The sequence below is a fragment of the Massilia sp. Bi118 genome (assembly GCF_918697865.1).
Classification (GTDB): Bacteria; Pseudomonadota; Gammaproteobacteria; order Burkholderiales; family Burkholderiaceae_D; genus Telluria.
This window is the reverse complement of sequence record NZ_CAKKMV010000014.1, coordinates 42184-60816: the sequence shown is the minus strand read 5'-3', so window position 1 is coordinate 60816 and position 18633 is coordinate 42184. Positions and strand designations below refer to the sequence as shown.

The following is an 18633-nucleotide window of genomic DNA, read 5'->3' as shown; positions in this document are numbered from 1 at the left end:
ACAGATTATGTCACAAGCCAACGAAACCCAAACCCCTACTGTCACCCCACGCCCCAACGACATGAACCTCGTCTGGCTCGACATGGAAATGACCGGCCTCGATCCGGACAACGATCGCATCATCGAAGTGGCCGTGGTCGTTACCGACGCCGAGCTGAACATCCTGGCCGAAGGCCCGGTGTTCGCCATCCACCAGAGTGACGAGACGCTCGACAAGATGGACAACTGGAACAAGGGCACCCACGGAAAATCGGGCCTGATCGACCGCGTGAAAGCCTCGACCGTGAACGAAGCCCAGGCCGAAGAGCAGCTGATCGCCTTCCTCAAGCAGTGGGTGCCGGCCAACAAATCGCCGATGTGCGGCAATTCGATCTGCCAGGACCGCCGCTTCATGGCGCGCGGCATGCCGAAGCTGGAAGCCTTCTTCCACTACCGCAACCTGGACGTGTCGACCCTGAAGGAACTGTGCCGCCGCTGGAAGCCGGAACTGGCTTCGGGCTTCAAGAAGGCCCAGAAACACACCGCGCTGGCCGACATCGTCGAGTCGATCGAAGAGCTGCGCTACTACCGCGAGCACTTCATCAAGCTGTAAAGCGCAAGCTGTAATTTCGCTGCCGCGCAGTGCAGCATGGAAATTGTGAATTATTCCACACGAAATGTGGAATAATTCCTCATGGCTGACATTCTGCGCATTACCGCCGGGCTCGGCGACAGCGGGACGCGGCGCCTGCTAGGCGCCCGCGACTGGCATTCCTCTCCGCTGGGTCCGCCCGGGTCCTGGCCCCCCGAACTGGCCACGGCCTTGTCCATGGTCCTCAGCTCGACCTTCCCGATGTTCGTCGTATGGGGCCCGCAGCAGGTTTTCCTGTACAACGACGCCTACGTCCCCATCCTCGGCGACAAGCACCCGGCTGCCTTCGGCGACCAGTTCTCGCGCGTCTGGGCCGAGATCTGGGCCGACCTCGGACCGATCGCCGGGCGCGCCATGGCCGACCAGTCCTCCTATTTCGAGGACATGCCGCTCACCATGGAGCGCAAGGGCTATCTGGAGCAAACTTATTTCACCTTCTCCTACTCGCCGCTGCACGACGGCGAGGGCAGGGTGATGGGGGTGTACTGCACCTGCATCGAGACCACCGCCCGCGTCGAGGCCGAGCGCCGCGCCGCCTTCGAGCTGGCCCTGGCCGACGCGCTGCGGCCGCTCACGTCCAGCGAAGAGGCGATCGCCACCGCCAGCGAGCTGCTCGGCCGCGAGCTGGGCGCCGGGCACGTGATGTACGGCGAAGTCGACGAGGCGCGCGGGACGTTTTACGTGCCGCGCGACTGGACCGGCAGCGGCAGCTCGACCCTGTCCGGCAAGACCTTCTCGATCGCCGCCTTCGGCGAGGACGTGGCGGCGCGCGGGCGTGCGGGCGAAGTCATCGCCATCACCGACGTCCGCATGGACCCGCGCACCATGCCCTACCAGCAGGCCTACCTGTCGGCGATGGGCGTGAGTTCCAGCCTGCTGGTGCCGCTGGTGAAATCCGGCCGCCTGCTGGCCTTCCTGGCGCTGGGCCACGAACAGCCGCACCGCTGGAGCGAGGCCGAGATCGCGCTGGCGCGCAGCATGGCCGAGCGCCTGTGGAGCGCGTTGGACCTGGCGCGCGCCCTCGAAGCCCTGCGCGAAGAACGCGACCGCAGCCGCAACATCCTCGACTCGATCGCCGAGGGCTTCGTGCTGATCGCCGCCGACTGGACCGTGCTGCAGATGAATGCCGAAGGACTGCGCATGTCGAATCGCACGGCCGCCCAGGTGATCGGCCACAATCACTGGGAGGTCTGGCCCGAGACCCTGGACACCGAGGCCGGCCGCCTGTACCACCAGGTGATGCGCACGCGCGTGCACGGCAGGACCGAGTTCCAGCACCTGGGCAACCGCGCCAGCGGCGCCTGGTTCGAGGTGCGCGCCTATCCGGCCGGCGACGGCGGCATCGTCGGCTTCTTCCTTGACATCACCGAGCGCAAGCAGGCGGAAGAAAAGCTGCGCGCGGCCGACCAGCGCAAGGATGAATTCCTGGCCATGCTGGCGCACGAACTGCGCAACCCGCTGGCGCCGATCAGCGCCGCGGCCGACCTGCTCAAAATCGGCCGCCTCGACGAGCAGCGCGTACGCCAGAGCAGCGCCATCATCGGCCGCCAGGTCAGGCACATGACCAGCCTGGTGGACGATTTGCTGGACGTCTCGCGCGTCACGCGCGGGCTGGTGACGCTGGCGCGCGCGCCGGTGTCGGCGCGTACCATCGTCGACGAAGCCATCGAGCAGGTGCGGCCGCTGTTCGAGACGCGCCGTCAGTCGCTGTCGGTCAGGCTGGTCGAGCCCGAGGCCACGGTCCTCGGCGACAAGGCGCGCCTGGTGCAGGTCATGGCCAACCTGCTCAACAACGCGGCGAAATACACCCCCGAGGAAAAACGCATCGAGATCGAAGCCCGCGCCGAAGCGGGCGCCGACAGCCTGGTGCTGTCGGTGCGCGACGAAGGCATCGGCATGGAGAAGGAATTGACGGAGCGCGTGTTCGAGCTGTTCGCCCAGGCCCAGCGCTCCTCCGACCGCTCGCAGGGCGGGCTCGGACTGGGCCTGGCCCTGGTCAAGAACCTGGTCGAGCTGCATGGCGGCACGGTGGCCTGCGACAGCCCGGGCCCGGGCCGGGGCAGCACCTTCACCGTCACGCTGCCGCTGATGCAGCAGCCCGCGCGCGGCGCCGACGAGCTCACGGCCAGCGTCCAGGAAGGGCAAGCGCGTCCGCTGCGGGTGCTGGTGGTGGACGACAACGTCGACGCCGCCGCCACGCTGTCCATGCTGCTGGAAGCCTGCGGCTACGAGGTGATGGTGGAGCACGATTCGCTGCGCGCGCTGGAGCTGGCGAAAAAGGAATGCCCGGACGTGGGCCTGCTGGACATCGGCCTGCCCGAGATGGACGGTAACGAGCTGGCGCGCAGGCTGCGTCTCGAGCCCTGCACGCGCGCGACGCTGCTGGTGGCGGTGACCGGCTACGGGCAGGAGCAGGACCGCCGCGCCGCCCTGGAAGCCGGCTTCGACCATCACATGGTCAAGCCGGTCGACCTGGACAAGCTGGCGGCGATCCTGGCCGCCGCCACGAACGCCTGAGTTAGCGCATCTGGGTGTAGTTGACGGGCACCCAGCGGTAGCCCTTGCCCTGGGTCTGCAGGTGGCCCAGGCCGGGGAATTGCAGGTGGGCGCCGCCGATCAGCCAGCCGTTCTTGGCGGCGTCGTCGAACACTTTCTTGCGGGAGGCAGCGGCGGCCTTTTCGTCGCTGTCGAAGCCGATCGTGACCTGCGGATTGTCCATCTGGACCGCCGCCACGTGGATCAGGTCGCCGATCAGCACCAGCTTCTGGCCCTTGCTTTCCACCACATAGGTCGTGTGGCCCGGGGTGTGGCCGTGTTCCGCCACCGCCGAGACGCCCGGCACCAGCTCGCCGTTGCCTTCGATGGCCTTGAACTTGCCGGCCTGGACGTAGGGGTTGATCGAAGCCATCGCGCCCTGGAAGAAGCCTTTCTTCTCTTTCGGCGCCTTGTCCATGTTCGCCTGGCTCAGCCAGAAATCGGCGTCCGCCTTGCCGGCGCGAACCACGGCGTTCGGGAAGGCGCGCTTGCCGTCGCGGGCCAGGCCGCCGACGTGATCGCCGTGCATGTGGGTGACGTAGATCTCGTCGATCTGCTCCGGCTGGTAGCCGGCGGCCTTCAGGTTCTGCACGAACTTGCCGAGGGTCGGGCCGAACAGGGCGCCGGCGCCGGTATCGACCAGCACCAGCTTGCTGCCTGTATTGATCAGGAAGGCGTTGTCCGAGGTTTCCAGCGGCAGCTTCAGGAAGTTCTTTTCCAGCGTCGACCTGGTCTGCTCGGGCTTCTGGCGCAGCAGCTGGTCGACCGGCAGGTCGACGGTGCCGTCGCTGATCGGGGTGACTTCGATGTCGCCCACCATCACGCGGAAGAAGCCGGGGGCCGGGCTCTTGACCATCGGCGCCGCGGCGTGGGCGGCGGAGGCCAGTGCCGCGGCGGCGGCGATGGCGGTGAGGGTGCGCTTGAGCGGTTTCATCATGTTCTTGTCCTCAAGTGAAAATAGGCAACCGCGCGGATGCGCGTGTTGCCTATCGTACATGATTGTTCAGCAAAAAGCTGGACCCGGCGCAGTGCTCAGCTCCGCTTTGTCAACGGCACGCGACGCAGCACGCGGCGCTCGTGCTCCTCGACATGCAGGCCGGCGGTCGCCTTGATCAGGTCGCTGCGGCTGACGATGCCCAGCAGCCGCGGTTCGGCTGCGCTGGCCACCACCGGCAGGCGCTCGATGCCGTGCACCGCCAGGCGGGTGGCGACGATGCGGCAGGTCTCGCCGGCCAGCGCATGCGGCGGCTTGTTGATGCCGAACAGCTGGCCGACTTTCGTGTCCATTGCCTGGCCGTCGAGGGCGTCGCGGTCCAGCATGCCGACCAGCAGGCCGCCGCGCGTGACCGGGAAGCCGCGGTGCTTCTGCTCCGCGCCGAAGTGCGAGGCCAACACGCTCGCCACGGTGGCGTCGGCGTCGACGCTCAGGACCTGGGCCGTCATGACTTCGGCCACGCTGTGGCGCTCGAGCGGGTCGATGCCGTATTCGCGGTAGATGTGGTGGCCGCGGCGGGCGATCTTCTCGGTCAGGATCGAGCGGCCCATCGCCAGCACCGTGAAGCCGTAGGCGCCGGCGGCGGCGGCCAGCAGCGGCAGCAGGGCGTTGGAATCGTGCGTGAGTTCGAAGGCGAACACCACCGCCATCACCGGCGCGCGCATCATGCCGCCCAGGGTTGCGGCCATGAACACCAGCGGCCACAGGGCCGGCTCGGCGCCGGGCAGGAAAGGAGCAAGCAGGGAGCCGAGGCCGGCGCCCAGCATCAGCAGCGGCGCCAGCACCCCGCCCGAGGTGCCGGAGGCCAGCGCGATCAGCCAGATCACGAACTTCACGGCCAGCAGGGCCAGCACCGCGCTCATCGCCAGGTGGTTATGCAGCAGGTCGCCGATCACGTCGTAGCCCACGCCCAGCGCGCGCGGCTGGAAATAGCCGCCGATGCCGACCGCCAGCGCGCCCAGCGCCGGCCACCACATCCAGTGGATCGGCAGTTTGTGGAACCAGTCTTCGGCGCGGTAGAGCATGGTCGACATGGTCCACGACAGCGCGCCGCACAGCACGCCGGCCACGACGCAGGACAGCAGGGCGATCGGCGCCACCGGCAGGGTCTGCAGCGGGAACAGCGGTCCCGCTTCCATCGCCAGCGGGCGCAGGAAACCGGCCACCGCGCAGGCCACGGCCACCGGCAGCAGGCTGCGCGGACGCAGTTCGAACAGCAGCAGCTCGACCGCCATCAGCACCGCCGCCACCGGGGTGCCGAACACCGCCGTCATGCCGGAGACGGCGCCGGCCACCAGCAGCGACTTGCGCTCGCCGCCGGTCAGGTGGAAGTGCTGGGCGATCAGCGAGCCGATCGCGCCGCCGGTCATGATGATCGGGCCTTCGGCGCCGAAGGGGCCGCCGCTGCCGATCGCGATGCCGGAGGCCAGCGGCTTCAGCACCGCGACCTTGGGCGACATCGCGCTGTTCTTGAACATGATCGCCTCGATCGCTTCCGGGATGCCGTGGCCGCGGATCTGCTCGGTGCCGTAGCGGGCGATCAGGCCGATGATGATGCCGCCGATCACGGGCACGGCGATCACCCAGGCGCCCAGCGTGTGGTTGGCGGGCGAGAGGTCGGCGATCGAGAAGCGCTGGTAGAAGAACAGGTCGGTGAAGAAGCGGATCAGGAGCAGCAGCACGTGGGCGGCCAGCACGGCAAGGCCGCCGATGACGGCGGCGATCGCAGCGATGAGCAGCAGCCGCAGGTCGCCGGAAAAGTCGCGGCGTTCGGGTAAATGGTGATGGGGTACGGACATTTTGGGTTTCGTGACTCAGTCAGGGCAGGTTGGGAATCGTGAATACGCCTTGCAGGGCGCGCAGTTCGGCGCGGTGGACTTCGGCCAGGCGCGTGAGGATGTCTTCGCCGGCAGGCAGCAGGTGCACTTCGACGCGGCGCCGGTCATCCAGGTTGGCGCGGCGCTCGACCAGGCCGGCTTCCTCGCAGCGTGTCACCAGCGCGACCACGCCGTGCTGCTTGGCCTGCAGGCGCTCGGCCAGCTCGCCGATGGTCGCCCACTCGCGGCCCTGGAAGCCCTTGATGTGCAGGAGCAGCAGGTATTGCAGGGGCGTGATGCCTTCCGCCTGCACGGCGTTTTCCGAGAAGTGCTCGTAGCGGCGCATCTGGTAGCGGAATTCGGAGAGGGCGGCGAAATCGGACTTGGCTAGGGGCTTCACAAAAGAGGGCACTGAGGCGGGTCGTGGCAGAGAGAAGCCGAATAATATATCATATCGTGATGTATTTTTTGAAGAAGTCTCATCTTGGATCACGCATTGAACTGGTTGCGCGCCTTCGTCCCGCAACGTAATACCGTCCCGCGTCACGAAAGAATGCGTTCCGTGGCAGGCGCCTTGATCGGCCTGCTCCTCACCGCCGGTCTCAGCATGCACTTGCTCGGCACGGCGACCCTGCCGCTGGCCCTGGTGGCGCCGATGGGCGCCTCGGCCGTGCTGCTGTTCTGCGTGCCGGCCAGCCCGCTGGCCCAGCCCTGGTCGGTCATCGGCGGCAATACCATCTCGGCCCTGGTCGGCATCGCCTGCGCCAAGGCGATCGGCAATCCGCTGCTGGCGGCGCCGCTGGCCGGTTCCCTGGCGATCCTGGTGATGTTCCTGCTGCGCTGCCTGCACCCGCCCAGCGGCGCGGTGGCGCTGACGACGGTGCTGGGCGGCCCGGCCGTGCACGCCGCCGGCTTCGGTTTCGCCTTCGTGCCGGTGTGCCTGAACTCGGCCCTGATCGTGCTGGTGGCGCTGGTCTTCAATAACCTGACCGGGCGCCGCTATCCGCACACCCAGCAGTCGATGCTGAAGAACGTGCACGCCACCCGCGACCCGGTGCCGACCGCGCGCATCGGCTTCACCAAGGAAGACCTGGACGCGGCGCTGGCGCGCTACGGCCAGGTGCTGGACATCAGCCGCGACGACCTGGAAGAGATCCTGCTGGAGACCGAAGCCCAGGCCTACGGGCGCCGCTTCGGGGTCATCACCTGCGGCGCCATCATGTCGAAGGATGCGGTGACGGTGCGTCCCGGCATGCCGCTGGCGGAAGCCTGGACCCTGCTGCGCCGCCACGCCCTGCACGCGCTGCCGGTGCTGGACAAGGCCGGCCATGTGGTCGGCGTGGTCGGCCAGAACGATTTCCTGCACCACCTGGGCCTGGACGACTACCAGACCCTGGGCGAACGCCTGCGCGGCGTGGTCGGCCACCTGTTCGGCCTGCGCGGCGACAGGCCTGCAAAAGTGGTCGACATCATGCACCGCCACGTCCAGACCGTGGCCGCCGACGACCCGATCGCGGAACTGGTGCCCCTGATGAGCAACCGCGGCCTGCACCACATCCCGGTGGTGGACGCCCGCGGCATCTTCGCCGGCGTGGTCAGCCACTCGGACCTGCTGGCGGCGCTGTTCGAGGGCAAACTGATGGAACCTGCGTAACATCAAACCGGGGTCAGACCCCGAATTTTGGCAATATCTCGAAAAATATTTCCAAAAATCGGGGTCTGACCCCGAATTTTGGAAACGTCCGGCGGGCAAGGTGCATCTAATTGGCTCGAACAATGAGGAGACCACCATGCAGGCTGCACTTGAGAACGAAACGGACGCCGCCCTCCGCCAGCGCGTGGTGGACGGCGAGCAGGCGGCTTTTGCCGATTTGATGCGGCGCTATAACCGCCGGCTCTACCGCGTGGCGCGCAGCATTTTGCGCGACGATGCCGAGGCCGAAGATGCGCTGCAGGAGGCTTATATCCAGGCCTACCGCGCCTTGCCGGGCTTTCGCGGCGAGTCCTCGCTGGCCACCTGGCTGACCCGTATCGTGATGAATGCCGCCCTGATGCGGCGCCGCAGCGCCGGCCGCATGGCCGAGGTCATCGAACTCGGCGCCGAGCCGCTGCTGGACGGCCTGGCGGCGATGCGCGAACCCGGACATGGCGATGCCGCGGACCAGCCGGAGCAGGCCTTCCAGCGCACCCAGGCGCGCGGCCTGATCGAAGCGAAGATCGACGGCCTGCCGGAAGTCTTTCGCACCGTGTTCATCCTGCGCGCCGTCGAGGAGCTCAGCGTCGAGGAAACCGCCAAGGTGCTGGGCATCCCCGACGCCACGGTGCGCAGCCGCTACTTCCGCGCGCGCGGCATGCTGCGCGAGGCGCTGGCGCGCGAGCTCGATGTCGCGCTCGAAGATGCTTTCGGCTTCGACGGCGAGCGTTGCAGCCGGATCGTCGCGAAAGTGATGGAGAGGCTCCGGGAACGCGAATAGGGTTTGCTGCATCGAATGGCACGCTTCACCTCTCAAACCGAATGGAGACTGCCATGAACAAGACCAAGATCCTGCTCGCCCTGCTGGCCGCGGCAAGCCTGAGCACCGCCCACGCCGCCAATCCCAACGATGCGCAGATCGCCGCCATCGTCGTCGCTGCCAACACGGTCGACATCGACGCCGGCAAGCTGGCCGAATCGAAGACCAAGAACAAGGAGGTGCGCGCCTTCGCCCAGCGCATGGTGACCGACCACTCGGCCGTCAACCAGCAGGCGGTGGCGCTGGTGACGAAGCTGCACGTGACGCCGGAAGAAAACGACACCAGCAAATCGCTGACCCAGGGCGGCGTGGCGGCCCGCGACAAGCTGAAAGGACTGTCCGGCGCCGCCTTCGACAAGGCCTACGTCGACAACGAGGTGAGCTACCACCAGGCCGTGCTGGATGCGATCGACAAGACCCTGATCCCGAGCGCCTCCAACGCCGAGCTGAAAGCCTTGCTGACGAAGGTAAGGCCGGCGATCGCGGCCCACCTCGAGCACGCGAAGCACATGCAGGCGCAGATGAAATGAGACTGCTGGCGCTAGGCGTATGCCTGATCGCCGCCGCGCAAAACGCCGGCGCGGCCGATCACCGCGTGATCATCCAGGACATGGCCTTCTCGCCGAAGGTGCTCATGGTAAAACCGGGCGACACCATCACCTGGGTGAACAAGGACATGTTCGTCCACAACGTCACCGCGGCCGCGGCGGGCATCAAGTCGGGCGAGCTGAAACCGGGACAGAGCTGGCGCCAGGTGCTGCGCCAGGGGGAGAGTTTCGACTACCTCTGCACCCTGCACCCGGTAATGATGGGCAGGGTGGAGGTCAAGGAAGATACCAAGGCAGAAATCAGGCCTGCTCGGCGCCGCAGCACTTCTTGAACTTCTTGCCGCTGCCGCAGGGGCAGTCGTCGTTGCGGCCGACCTTCGGCTGCTCGTGGCGCACGGTTTCGACCGCGGCCTTGCGGCGCGGCAGCCAGAAACGGTGGATGGCGGGCAGATTGGCTTCGATGTCCAGCGCCAGCTTGTGGGCCAGGCGCGGGTCCTCGACTTCAGGCAGCTCGCTTTCCTCGATCTCGTCGGCGCCCAGCAGGTAGATCGGGCGCATCATGGCGCCGGCTTCGGAGTCCCAGATTTCGTCCCAGGAGCCGGGACGCAGGTCCATGCCTTCCCAGAAGCCCCAGCACCAGGCTTCGGCGTCGATCAGGCTCTCGCCGTCGACTTCATGCTCGACGTAGAGCGGCTCGAATTCCTTGGGCGCGACCTCGAAGGTGATCAGCACTTCGTTCATGAAGCGCATGATCAGGTTGACGATGCGCTGCTCTTCCTTCGGGTTTTTCCACTTGGGCGCGGCGCCTTCTTCGCCCCAGACGCGCGGCAGCCACTCGGCCGGCATGATGGATTCCGGGCCGATCGCGATCGCAGTCAGGTAGCCGTGCAGGGTATCCATCGTCATCGCGCCTTCCGGGCTGCGTTCGGACAGCAGGAAGTTGTCGAGATCGTCGAATTCTTTGTCGCTGAGGGGCTGTTCGAGTTGCATGGTGGTTCAGGTGTTCCGTTCATTGAAGGCGCCAGTGTAACGCCTGCGCCCCCGATCCGGCATAAAAAAGCGCGCAGGCGGCCGGTCAGGGCCATCTGCGCGCAAACGGAAAACCTGTGAGTGTCGCTGCGTGCTTTTCTATCAATGCCCGGCGTCGAAGGCCTTCTTCAGGGCGTCGGCCGCATACTGCTCGGCATCCTTGGCCTTCGGCACCACCGCGCCCATGCCGAAGAATTCATGGGTCACGCCGCTGTATTCCTTGTAGTCGACTTTCACGCCGTCCTTCTTGAGCTTGTCGGCATAGGCCTTGCCTTCGCTGAGCAGCGGGTCGATCTCGGCGGCGACGATGGTGGCCGGCGGCAGGCCTTTCAGGGAAGACGCCTTCATCGGCAGCGCATACGGGCTCGAAGGATCGCCGCCGTAGTGCTTGAAGAACCAGGCCATCATCGCCTTGTTGAGCGGCTTGGCATTCGCGTTGCGCTGGTAGGAGGCGTTGTTCATGTCGTTGTCGACCACCGGATAGACCAGCAGCTGGTGCACCGGCATCTGCGCCTTTTTATCGCGCGCCATCATCGACACCACGGTGGCCAGGTTGCCGCCCGCCGATTCGCCGCCGACCGCCACGCGCGCCGGGTCGCCGTTGAATTCCTTCGCATGCCGAGTGGTCCAGATGTAGGCCGCGTAGGCGTCGTTCGGCGCGGTCGGGAACTTGTGCTCCGGCGCGCGGCGGTAGTCGACCGAGACCATGATCGCCTTGGCCATTTTCGCCAGCGCGCGGGGCGAGGCCTCGTAGACCTTGGTGTCGGCGATGACGAAGCCGCCGCCGTGGTAGTAGACCATCACCGGGAAGGGGCCCTTGCCCTCGGGCGTGAAGATGTGGACCGGCACGCTGCCGCCCTCGACCGGCACCGTCATGTCCTTGACCGTCACGCCCGGTTCCGGCGCCGTGCTCTTCTTCTCGTCCGCCAGCACCTTCCTGACCGCGTCGGCCGGCGTCGGCTGCTTGCGCGCTTCTTCGGGGCTCAGGGTCTCGATCGGCTTGCCGTTCAGCGATTCGAGGGCGTCCAGCACCTTCTGCATGTGGGCTTCGGCCTTGGGCGGCTGGGCGGCGTCCTGGGCCATGGCGGCGTTGCAGGCGAGGGCGGCGGCGAGCGCGGTCAGGGTGAGGGTGGTCCTGGTCATTGTTTTTCTCCGTATAAGTTGAGGCCTCAATGACACCCGGCGCCAGGCGATTTCTCGGTACGTCCACGCACATTGCGACCATAATCCTTGTCAAAATCGGCAAATTCATTTTCATATCGATTCCGTAGCGAAAAAATATGGCCTTTTGAAACAGGCTCATGCATAAATTCAGCAAAGTTGGACGGAGGGTGCGCCCGCCTGCCGCCGGCCTTACAATGGCGGCATGGAAGATCAAACGGCAACACATCCTTTTTCACGTCTCGATCCGCTGATGGTGCTGGACGCGGTCGACAGCGTGGGCCTGCGCGGCGACGGCCGCCTGCTGGCCCTGAACAGCTACGAAAACCGGGTCTACCGGGTCGGCCGCGAAGAGGGCCAGCCGGTGGTGGTCAAGTTCTACCGCCCCGCGCGCTGGAGCGACGCCGCCATCCTCGAGGAACACGCCTTTACCGAAGAGCTGGCGCGGGCCGAGGTGCCGGTGGTGCCGGCCGAGGTGCTGGACGGGCGCACGCTGCACGCATTCGGCGGCTTTCGCTTTGCTGTCTTCCCCAGCCGCGGCGGGCGCGCGCCCGAGCTGTCCGACCCGAAAGTGCTGGAGTGGACCGGGCGCTTCATAGGCCGCATCCACGCGGTCGGCGCTTTGCAGGCTTTCGAACAGCGTCCTGCGCTGAACCTCGATACCTTCGGCCGCGCGCCGCGCGCCTGGCTGCTGGGCCACGGGTTCATCCCGCACGAACTGCTGACCGCCTATGCCAGCGTGCTCGACCAGGCGCTGGATGGCGTCGCCCGCTGTTTCGACCGCGCCGGCGATGTGCCGCTGCTGCGCCTGCACGGCGATTGCCACGCGGGCAACGTGCTGTGGACTGGCGACGGCCCGCACTTCGTCGACTTCGACGACAGCCGCATGGGCCCGGCCGTGCAGGACCTGTGGATGCTGCTCTCGGGCGAGCGCCAGGAAATGGTGCGCCAGATGGGCGACGTGCTGGCCGGATACGAGGACTTCTGCGAATTCGACCCGCGCCAGCTCCATCTGGTCGAAGCATTAAGGACGCTGCGCCTGATCCACTATTCGGCCTGGCTGGCGATGCGCTGGGACGACCCGGCTTTTCCGGCGGCATTCCCCTGGTTCAATACCCAGCGTTACTGGCAGGACCGTATCCTGGAGCTCAGGGAACAAGTGGCCTTAATGGATGAGCCGCCCCTGTGGCCGGTTTGATCTCCTGAATTGGCAGGCAATCGCCGCTGTGTTCGGCGTGACAGGTTTTTCAGCTGTGACGCATAATCACGCTAAGCCCTAGTCCGCCCTCGAAAAGCCATGACCGACCATCCCGACCACAACGACGACGCCGATTTCACCATCGACCTGATGCCCGCCTCCCACGAGCACGCGGCGCCGGGCGTGGAGCCGCAGCGCGAGCACCTCGAGCAGCGTGCAATCAAGGAAGGCATCGCCCGGGTCGAGGCCGAGGCCAAGGCGGCGGTGGCGGCCGAGAACCGGGCCCATGCCGAGGCGCGCGCCCGCAGCCTGGCCGAGGAACGCGCGGCGATCGACGCCGAAGCCGCGGCCGCCGCGCTGGCGAATGCCCAGGCGTCGGAGGAGGCGATCGAGGCCAACCGCGACCGCATCGATACCCTGCGCGCCGCCGCCAGGGCCGCGGCCGAGCGCCTGGAAGCGATGCGCCAGGAAACCGCCGAGCTGCGCGCACGCGTGGAAGCCGACACCCACATCCGCCTGGCCGCCGAGTCGCGCGCGCGCGCCCAGGAAGAGGCGCGCCGCCGTGCCGAAGAGCAGGCCAGAGCCGATGCCCAACTGGCGGAACACGCCGCACGCCAGGCCGATGAGCTGGCGCAGCACTCCGAGCAGGCGCGCCTGCAGGCAGCCGAGCGGGTCGCCGCCGTGCACGCGGCGCGCGAGGAAGTCAGCCACAGCGCCAGCGCCGACGCAAGAGTTGCGATCCTGGCCCGCGAACGCGAGCGCGCCGAGAAGGCCGCGCGACTGACCGCCGAAAAGCTGGCCGAAGCCGAAGCCGAGGCGCTCGAACTGGCGCTGCAGCGCGAGCGCGCCGACCAGGTCGCGCTGGCCTCCAGCTTTGCGCGTGCCGCCGCCGAAGCCAGGGCACTGGAAGAGGCGCGGGCGCTGGCCCACATCGAGCAGGAACGCGAAGCGATCGCCCTGGCCCAGGCCGAGTACGAACGCACCGCCGCGCAATCGCTGCGCATGCGCCTGCAGACCGAGAAGGAATTGCGCGACGCCGCCGTCCACCGCGAGCGCGGGGAAGCGCGGGCCGCGGACGCGCTCGAGGCGCGGCGTGAAGCCGAAGCCCGGATCCTGGCCGCCACCGAAGCCCGCATCGAAGCCGACCGCAAGCTGCGCGAAGTGGCGCTGGCCCGCGCCCAGGCCGAGGAAGAGGAAGCCGCCCAGGCCCAGGCCCGCCTGGACGCGGAGCGCCTCGCCGCCGAGCAGGCGCGCCTGCGCCTGAATGCCGACCGCCAGGCGGCGGAAGCGGCGGCACTGGAAGCCGAGCAGCAGCAGCGCGAACGGGTATTGGCCGAAGAACGCGCGGCCCAGTCGGCCGCCGCGGCCCAGGCGAAAGCCGCCGAGAACGCCGCCGAGCAGGCGCGCCTCGCCCATGAGGCAGAACAGGCGGAACTGCAGCGCGAAGCCGCGCGTCTGGCCGAGCGCCGTGCCCAGGAAGCCGAAGCGCTGGCCGCCGCCGAGCGCGAGCGCATGCACGTGGAGCGCGAAGCGCTTGCCGCGCTGGAGCAGCGCCAGGAGGCCGAGCGCGCACTGGCCGCCGCCGCCGAGGCCAGGATCGCCGCCGAGCAGGAACAGGAAGCGCTGCTGCGCGCCCAGGCCGGACACGAACAGCGCAGCCTGGCCGCGCAGCAGGCGGCGGTCGAGGCCCAGCGCCAGGCCGTCATGGATGCGGCGCGCCAGGTCGAGCATGAGCAGGCGATCGCCGCCGCGCAGCAGCACGAGGCTCTTGATGCCGCCCAGCGCGCCGAAGCCGCCGCCGCGCAAGCCGCCGCACTGGCGCGCGCGCAGGCGGAACGCGCCGAACACGAAGCCCGCCGGCAGGCGCTGGCCGAAGAATTGCTGGCGGCCGAGCAGGCGGGCGCCGACGCCGCCCGCGAAGCCCTGCTTCTGCTCGAGCAGAAGCTGTCGGCCCAGCGCCAGCAGGCCGCGCTCGATGCCCGCGCCAGCGAGGCCGCCGCGGCGCGCATCGCCTCCGAGCACGCGGCCGTCGCCGCCGCCGAAGCGCGTGCCAAGGCCGAGGAAGAACGCGCCGAGCTGGCGAAGATGCGCGAACTGGCCGAGCAGGCCGCGGCCCAGACGGCCGTCGACAAGCGCGAAGCCCAGCGCGCGCTGCTGGAACACGCCCAGCAGGCCGCCGACATGCAACGCAAGTCCTTGCAGGCCACCCAGGAAATGATGGAAGCCAAGCGCCGCCTGGTGGAACTGGAAGCCGGCCGCCAGGAAGAGCAGGTGGCGGAACTGGGCGCGCTGCGCGAACAGGTCGACGCCCTGCAGGCCGAGGCCAAGCAGCGCGCCGAATCGGCCGACCTGGCGCGCGAAGTACTGGGACGCTTCTCGCAGCTGCCTTCGGCGCAGCAGGCGGCGGCGCGGCTGGCCGAAGCGGTGGCCAGGCAGCGCGGCGAAAGCTGAGCACCCTGTAGGATCTTCCAGTTGGGGCGCCCGCGCGGCGCGCCTAGAATGCGTTCATCGCATTCATGAGGAGCAGTCGGAAATGAAGGTCGCCATCGTCACGCTGCCGCCGGTGCGCATCGCCACCATGCGCAAGACCGGGCCCTACGGACCGGAGATCGGCCGCTTCTGGATGGAGACTTTCCGCCCCTGGCTGCGGGAACAGGGCCTGTTGGGCGAAGCCACCTATGGCATCGGCCACGACGACCCGTCCGTCACGCTGGCGCAGGACTGCCGCTACGATGCGGGCGTCGAGGTGGGTGCGGATTTCAGGGCGCCGGCCGGCGTCTTCGTGACCCTGCTGCCGGGCGGCGTCCATGCGGTGGCCGCTTTCTCGGGCCAGGCCTGGGAAGTGCCGGGGGCCTGGCAATGGCTGCTGCAGGCATGGCTGCCGGCCAGCGGCCAGTCCGCCGACTTCACGCGGCCCTGCACCGAATACTATCCCCGCAACTGGCGCGCCGAGGCCGACGGCAGCTTCGCCTGCGAATTGCGCTTGCCGCTGGCGTAAGCAAACGACTTAGCGCACGCCCGTCGTCCGCTTGTCCTTGAAGAAGTTCCAGGCCTCTTCGGCCGTGTCGACGTCGTGGTTCATGTTGCCGACCAGCTTGCGCAGGATCCACGGCAGTTCCTCGGCCTTGGAGGCGTGCGTGTGGCCGCCGCCGTCGATGCGCATGAACTCGACCTGCACACGGGCCGGGTCGCTGCCCCAGACATAGCGCGTGGCCGAGGTCGGGTCCGAGGATTGCAGGTGCGGCAGGCGGAAGCGCATCGGCGCTTCCGGCAGGCCGGCGGCGCGGCGCCATACGGCCACCGATTCGTCGGCGCTGACGCCGCTGCCGCGGTCGCGCAGCAGCCAGTGCCCGACCTTGCCGCCGTAATAGGGCGCGATCTCGTCGGCGGTGCCGTGCGAGACGAACACGGAGATCGGATACACCGGCGCCTTGCAGCGGCTCTGCATCGGCATCAGCGCGCTCTGCACGCCGATCGCTGCCAGCTTCGGCCCCAGTTCGATGCCCAGCCGGTAGACCATGCCGCCGCCGTTCGAGCTGCCGAACACGTAGATGCGCTCCGGATCGGCGCCCAGTTCGCTGACGGCGGTGTCGATCAGGGCGGCGAGGAAGCCGACGTCGTCGCTGGTGGCATTGCTGGCGGCGTCCGCACGGCAATCGTTCCAGGCCTGCTTGCCGTCGGCGCCCTTGATGCCGTCGGGCGCGATCAGCATCACGCGCTCGCGTTCGGCGAGGCGGATCCAGTCCTGGGATTTGTACAAGCCGAAGGATTCGAGGCCGACCATGAAGGCGGCCGAGGCGCCATGGCCATGCAGCAGGATCACGGTGGGACGGTTGCTGCGCGCCAGCCGGTCCGGTTCCACCACGAGGTAGTGGCGCCGGCCTTCGGGACGCAGCAGCGTGTAGTCGACGATGGTAGAGGCCTGGGCGGCGCTCATCGCACCGCACATCGCCAGCAGTAATCCCGCAGCCCGCCCTCTCATGGCATCACCTGATATGAAAAAGTATCGATAACCCGGCTATTGATTCTTTTTGCGTATCAAGTGCCCGGATTCGGCGCGACCGGGTTGTTGCCGCCGACCACGGCTTTCTCGACGAAATAGCTGGTCTCGCCAAAGCAGCTGGTCGGCAGGCCGATGTGCTGGGCGTAGCTGAGCTGTACGCGCTGGCCCATGGCGGCCTGCAGCTGCTTTACGACGGCTTCGTCACGGACAGTGAAGGCGAAGCGCTCGGGAATCGCGCCCGGCATGCTCGACAGCAGGATCTCGCCTTCCCAGGTCTTGCACAGCCAGCCCTTGCGCGACAGCTTCTGCAGGTAGCCGGCGCGTTCGCCCTCGGAATACGACCAGTGCAGCACGAGCGCCGTGTACAGCGCGAACAGCACGATCGCGGCGACGATGACGGAGGCAATCAGGACACTGGCGCGGCGTGGAATAGTCGAAGGCATGGGGTAGGGGCGTGAGTGAAGTCGCGCCCATTCTGCCGATGCGCGCGCGGATTGTCAAAACCTCATGAACGGCAGCGGTTCGCCGACTATACGTTGACGCCGAATGAGCGCGCCAGCGGACCCAGGCCGCCGTTGTAGCCCTGGCCGACGGCGCGGAACTTCCATTCGCTGCCGTAGCGGTAGAGTTCGCCGAAGATCATCGCCGTCTCGGTCGAGCTGTCCTCGGACAGGTCGTAGCGCGCGATCTCGCGCTCACCGTCCGCATTCAGGCAGCGGATGAAGGCGCGCGCCACCTGGCCGAAGTTCTGGCGGCGCTGGTCGGCTTCGTGGATGGTGACGGCGAAGGCAATCTTCTCGACGTCGGCCGGCACCCGCGACAGTTCGACCAGCAGGCGCTCGTCGTCGCCTTCGCCCTGGCCGGTGCGGTTGTCGCCGGTGTGCTTGAGCGAGCCGTCGCTCGACTGCAGGTTGTTGTAGAAGATGAAGTCGGCATCGCCGCGCACCTTGCCGTCGCCGCGCAGCATGAAGGCGCTGCCGTCGAGGTCGAAGGTGGCGCCGTCGCTGGCGCGTGGGTCCCAGCCCAGGCCGATGATGACCTTTTTCAGGCTCGGGTCTTCCTTGGACAGATTGACGTTGCCGCCTTTTTGCAGACTGATCGCCATGATGTTCCTTTCTTTTTGATTAGGTGCTGGTTTCGAGCTGTTCGCGGCGCTTGTGGCGCACCGAGGACCACAGCGACACCAGGATGAAGGCGATGCCGGACAGGCCCGTGAACCATTCCGGGATCTCGTATTCGACGCTGGCGAACATGATCAGGGCCAGGATGCCGATCGCGTAGTGGGCGCCATGCTCGAGATAGACGAACTCGTCCAGCGTGCCCTTGTGCACCAGGAACACCGTCAGCGAGCGCACGAACATCGCGCCGATGGCCAGCCCCAGCATGATGATGACGACGTCGTTGGTGATGGCGAAGGCGCCGATCACGCCGTCGAAGCTGAACGAGGCGTCCAGTATCTCGAGGTAGAGGAAGCCGCCGATGCTGCCCTGCGAGATCAGCTTGCCGACCGCCGGATCGTGTTCCTCCTCTTCGAGCAGGCCGCTGATCCAGTCCACGCCCACGTAGACGATCACGCCGACCACGCCGGCGATCAGCACCGGCAGCTTTTGCGGCTCGGGCATCAGGCTCATGCAGCCGAACACGGCGACCAGGGTCAGCAGGATCGCCAGGCCTTCGCTGCCCAACTCGCCGACCTTTTCTTCGATCCAGCCCAGCCAGTGGAGTTCCTTTTCCTCGTCGAAGAGGAAGTTGAGGAAGACCAGCAGCAGGAAGGCGCCGCCGAAAGCCGCCACCTCGGCGTGCTGGGCGGTCAGCTGGCGCGCGTACTCGTCCGGCGTGTTCACGGCCATGTGCCAGACGTCGACCAGGCCGAGCCCGGTCGCCACCGACACGATCAGCAGCGGGAACACCAGGCGCATGCCGAACACGGCCACCAGGATGCCCACCGTGAGGAAGAGCTTGCGCCAGAATTCGTTCCAGTTGCGCAGCACGGTCGCGTTGACCACCGCGTTGTCGAAGGACAGCGACACTTCAAGCACGCCGAGTACCGCCGCGATCCACAGGGCCTGTACCAGCCCGCCGGCGCCGCCGTGGCTGTAACCCCACCAGGCGGCCAGCGCCAGCAAGACCACCGTCACTGCGAAAGACAGCTTGAAATGTTGCATTGAATTCTCCTTATATTTTGCGTTGTCTTATAAACCACA

The 18633-nt window shown here is 67.3% G+C and carries 18 protein-coding genes; 9 read left to right on the top strand and 9 right to left on the bottom strand.

Features of this window, described 5'->3' with window-relative positions; translation table 11 throughout:
• Positions 1-7: 7 nt before the first annotated feature.
• Both orn and LQV39_RS19875 read left to right on the top strand, forming a co-directional pair.
• Positions 8-592, top strand: a complete 585-nt coding sequence (gene orn, locus LQV39_RS19880) for an oligoribonuclease (protein ID WP_230028057.1) — start codon at positions 8-10, stop codon at positions 590-592.
• 81 nt (positions 593-673) lie between these two features.
• Positions 674-3148, top strand: a complete 2475-nt coding sequence (locus LQV39_RS19875) for an ATP-binding protein (RefSeq protein ID WP_230028050.1) — start codon at positions 674-676, stop codon at positions 3146-3148.
• A 1-nt stretch (position 3149) separates the two neighbouring features.
• On the opposite strand, the gene LQV39_RS19870 is transcribed toward LQV39_RS19875, so the two are convergent.
• The 3 genes from LQV39_RS19870 to LQV39_RS19860 all read right to left on the bottom strand — a co-directional run bounded on the left by LQV39_RS19870 (position 3150) and on the right by LQV39_RS19860 (position 6323).
• Positions 3150-4100, bottom strand: coding sequence for an MBL fold metallo-hydrolase (locus tag LQV39_RS19870; protein ID WP_374199452.1), 951 nt, complete (start codon positions 4098-4100; stop codon positions 3150-3152).
• Positions 4101-4198: 98 nt separating this feature from the next.
• Positions 4199-5959 carry a chloride channel protein gene (locus LQV39_RS19865; RefSeq protein ID WP_230028039.1) on the bottom strand — a complete coding sequence of 587 codons (1761 nt, stop codon included), beginning with the start codon at positions 5957-5959 and terminating at the stop codon, positions 4199-4201.
• A gap of 19 nt (positions 5960-5978) precedes the next feature.
• On the bottom strand, positions 5979-6323 hold the full coding sequence (locus LQV39_RS19860; protein ID WP_230028379.1) for a MarR family winged helix-turn-helix transcriptional regulator: 345 nt from the start codon (positions 6321-6323) through the stop codon (positions 5979-5981).
• A 207-nt stretch (positions 6324-6530) separates the two neighbouring features.
• Here LQV39_RS19860 and LQV39_RS19855 point away from each other — a divergent pair, with 207 nt between their 5' ends.
• The 4 genes from LQV39_RS19855 to LQV39_RS19840 all read left to right on the top strand — a co-directional run bounded on the left by LQV39_RS19855 (position 6531) and on the right by LQV39_RS19840 (position 9370).
• Positions 6531-7631: an HPP family protein gene (locus tag LQV39_RS19855; protein ID WP_230028033.1), complete on the top strand. Its 1101-nt coding sequence runs from the start codon at positions 6531-6533 to the stop codon at positions 7629-7631.
• Between the two features lie 136 nt (positions 7632-7767).
• Entirely contained in the window at positions 7768-8451 is a 684-nt protein-coding gene (locus tag LQV39_RS19850) for an RNA polymerase sigma factor (RefSeq protein WP_230028027.1), read from the top strand.
• 53 nt (positions 8452-8504) lie between these two features.
• Positions 8505-9020: a DUF4142 domain-containing protein gene (locus tag LQV39_RS19845; protein ID WP_374199448.1), complete on the top strand. Its 516-nt coding sequence runs from the start codon at positions 8505-8507 to the stop codon at positions 9018-9020.
• Positions 9017-9370, top strand: coding sequence for a cupredoxin family copper-binding protein (locus tag LQV39_RS19840; protein WP_230028018.1), 354 nt, complete (start codon positions 9017-9019; stop codon positions 9368-9370). Before LQV39_RS19845 ends, LQV39_RS19840 begins: the two co-directional genes overlap by 4 nt.
• Here LQV39_RS19840 and LQV39_RS19835 read toward each other — a convergent pair.
• Positions 9339-10028 carry a UPF0149 family protein gene (locus LQV39_RS19835; RefSeq protein ID WP_230028014.1) on the bottom strand — a complete coding sequence of 230 codons (690 nt, stop codon included), beginning with the start codon at positions 10026-10028 and terminating at the stop codon, positions 9339-9341. The genes LQV39_RS19840 and LQV39_RS19835 overlap by 32 nt on opposite strands.
• A gap of 141 nt (positions 10029-10169) precedes the next feature.
• On the bottom strand, positions 10170-11210 hold the full coding sequence (locus tag LQV39_RS19830) for an alpha/beta hydrolase (RefSeq protein WP_230028009.1): 1041 nt from the start codon (positions 11208-11210) through the stop codon (positions 10170-10172).
• A gap of 223 nt (positions 11211-11433) precedes the next feature.
• Here LQV39_RS19830 and LQV39_RS19825 point away from each other — a divergent pair, with 223 nt between their 5' ends.
• The 3 genes from LQV39_RS19825 to LQV39_RS19815 all read left to right on the top strand — a co-directional run bounded on the left by LQV39_RS19825 (position 11434) and on the right by LQV39_RS19815 (position 15424).
• Positions 11434-12426, top strand: coding sequence for a serine/threonine protein kinase (locus LQV39_RS19825; protein ID WP_230028004.1), 993 nt, complete (start codon positions 11434-11436; stop codon positions 12424-12426).
• A gap of 99 nt (positions 12427-12525) precedes the next feature.
• Entirely contained in the window at positions 12526-14877 is a 2352-nt protein-coding gene (locus tag LQV39_RS19820; RefSeq protein ID WP_230027998.1) for a hypothetical protein, read from the top strand.
• A gap of 82 nt (positions 14878-14959) precedes the next feature.
• The gene (locus LQV39_RS19815) at positions 14960-15424 is read left to right on the top strand and encodes a GyrI-like domain-containing protein (RefSeq protein WP_230027996.1); all 465 of its coding nucleotides are present in this window, start codon (positions 14960-14962) and stop codon (positions 15422-15424) included.
• Between the two features lie 9 nt (positions 15425-15433).
• On the opposite strand, the gene LQV39_RS19810 is transcribed toward LQV39_RS19815, so the two are convergent.
• The 4 genes from LQV39_RS19810 to LQV39_RS19795 all read right to left on the bottom strand — a co-directional run bounded on the left by LQV39_RS19810 (position 15434) and on the right by LQV39_RS19795 (position 18594).
• Positions 15434-16408, bottom strand: coding sequence for a PHB depolymerase family esterase (locus tag LQV39_RS19810; protein WP_230027991.1), 975 nt, complete (start codon positions 16406-16408; stop codon positions 15434-15436).
• A gap of 56 nt (positions 16409-16464) precedes the next feature.
• Entirely contained in the window at positions 16465-16872 is a 408-nt protein-coding gene (locus LQV39_RS19805; protein WP_230027985.1) for a hypothetical protein, read from the bottom strand.
• Between the two features lie 86 nt (positions 16873-16958).
• Entirely contained in the window at positions 16959-17534 is a 576-nt protein-coding gene (locus tag LQV39_RS19800; protein ID WP_230027983.1) for a TerD family protein, read from the bottom strand.
• 19 nt (positions 17535-17553) lie between these two features.
• Positions 17554-18594, bottom strand: a complete 1041-nt coding sequence (locus LQV39_RS19795; RefSeq protein WP_230027979.1) for a DUF475 domain-containing protein — start codon at positions 18592-18594, stop codon at positions 17554-17556.
• Between the last annotated feature and the right edge of the window lie 39 nt (positions 18595-18633).

Bases quoted from the DNA above. Each gene is read 5' to 3' on its own strand.
- LQV39_RS19845 (WP_374199448.1), top strand. From the start codon at position 8,505: ATGAACAAGACCAAGATCCTGCTCGCCCTGCTGGCCGCGGCAAGCCTG.
- LQV39_RS19815 (WP_230027996.1), top strand. From the start codon at position 14,960: ATGAAGGTCGCCATCGTCACGCTGCCGCCGGTGCGCATCGCCACCATG.
- LQV39_RS19840 (WP_230028018.1), top strand. From the start codon at position 9,017: ATGAGACTGCTGGCGCTAGGCGTATGCCTGATCGCCGCCGCGCAAAAC.
- LQV39_RS19870 (WP_374199452.1), bottom strand. From the start codon at position 4,100: ATGAAACCGCTCAAGCGCACCCTCACCGCCATCGCCGCCGCCGCGGCA.
- LQV39_RS19875 (WP_230028050.1), top strand. From the start codon at position 674: ATGGCTGACATTCTGCGCATTACCGCCGGGCTCGGCGACAGCGGGACG.
- LQV39_RS19865 (WP_230028039.1), bottom strand. From the start codon at position 5,959: ATGTCCGTACCCCATCACCATTTACCCGAACGCCGCGACTTTTCCGGC.
- LQV39_RS19805 (WP_230027985.1), bottom strand. From the start codon at position 16,872: ATGCCTTCGACTATTCCACGCCGCGCCAGTGTCCTGATTGCCTCCGTC.
- LQV39_RS19830 (WP_230028009.1), bottom strand. From the start codon at position 11,210: ATGACCAGGACCACCCTCACCCTGACCGCGCTCGCCGCCGCCCTCGCC.
- LQV39_RS19855 (WP_230028033.1), top strand. From the start codon at position 6,531: ATGCGTTCCGTGGCAGGCGCCTTGATCGGCCTGCTCCTCACCGCCGGT.
- LQV39_RS19820 (WP_230027998.1), top strand. From the start codon at position 12,526: ATGACCGACCATCCCGACCACAACGACGACGCCGATTTCACCATCGAC.
- LQV39_RS19795 (WP_230027979.1), bottom strand. From the start codon at position 18,594: ATGCAACATTTCAAGCTGTCTTTCGCAGTGACGGTGGTCTTGCTGGCG.
- LQV39_RS19850 (WP_230028027.1), top strand. From the start codon at position 7,768: ATGCAGGCTGCACTTGAGAACGAAACGGACGCCGCCCTCCGCCAGCGC.
- LQV39_RS19825 (WP_230028004.1), top strand. From the start codon at position 11,434: ATGGAAGATCAAACGGCAACACATCCTTTTTCACGTCTCGATCCGCTG.
- LQV39_RS19810 (WP_230027991.1), bottom strand. From the start codon at position 16,408: ATGAGAGGGCGGGCTGCGGGATTACTGCTGGCGATGTGCGGTGCGATG.
- LQV39_RS19860 (WP_230028379.1), bottom strand. From the start codon at position 6,323: ATGCGCCGCTACGAGCACTTCTCGGAAAACGCCGTGCAGGCGGAAGGC.
- LQV39_RS19835 (WP_230028014.1), bottom strand. From the start codon at position 10,028: ATGCAACTCGAACAGCCCCTCAGCGACAAAGAATTCGACGATCTCGAC.
- orn (WP_230028057.1), top strand. From the start codon at position 8: ATGTCACAAGCCAACGAAACCCAAACCCCTACTGTCACCCCACGCCCC.
- LQV39_RS19800 (WP_230027983.1), bottom strand. From the start codon at position 17,534: ATGGCGATCAGTCTGCAAAAAGGCGGCAACGTCAATCTGTCCAAGGAA.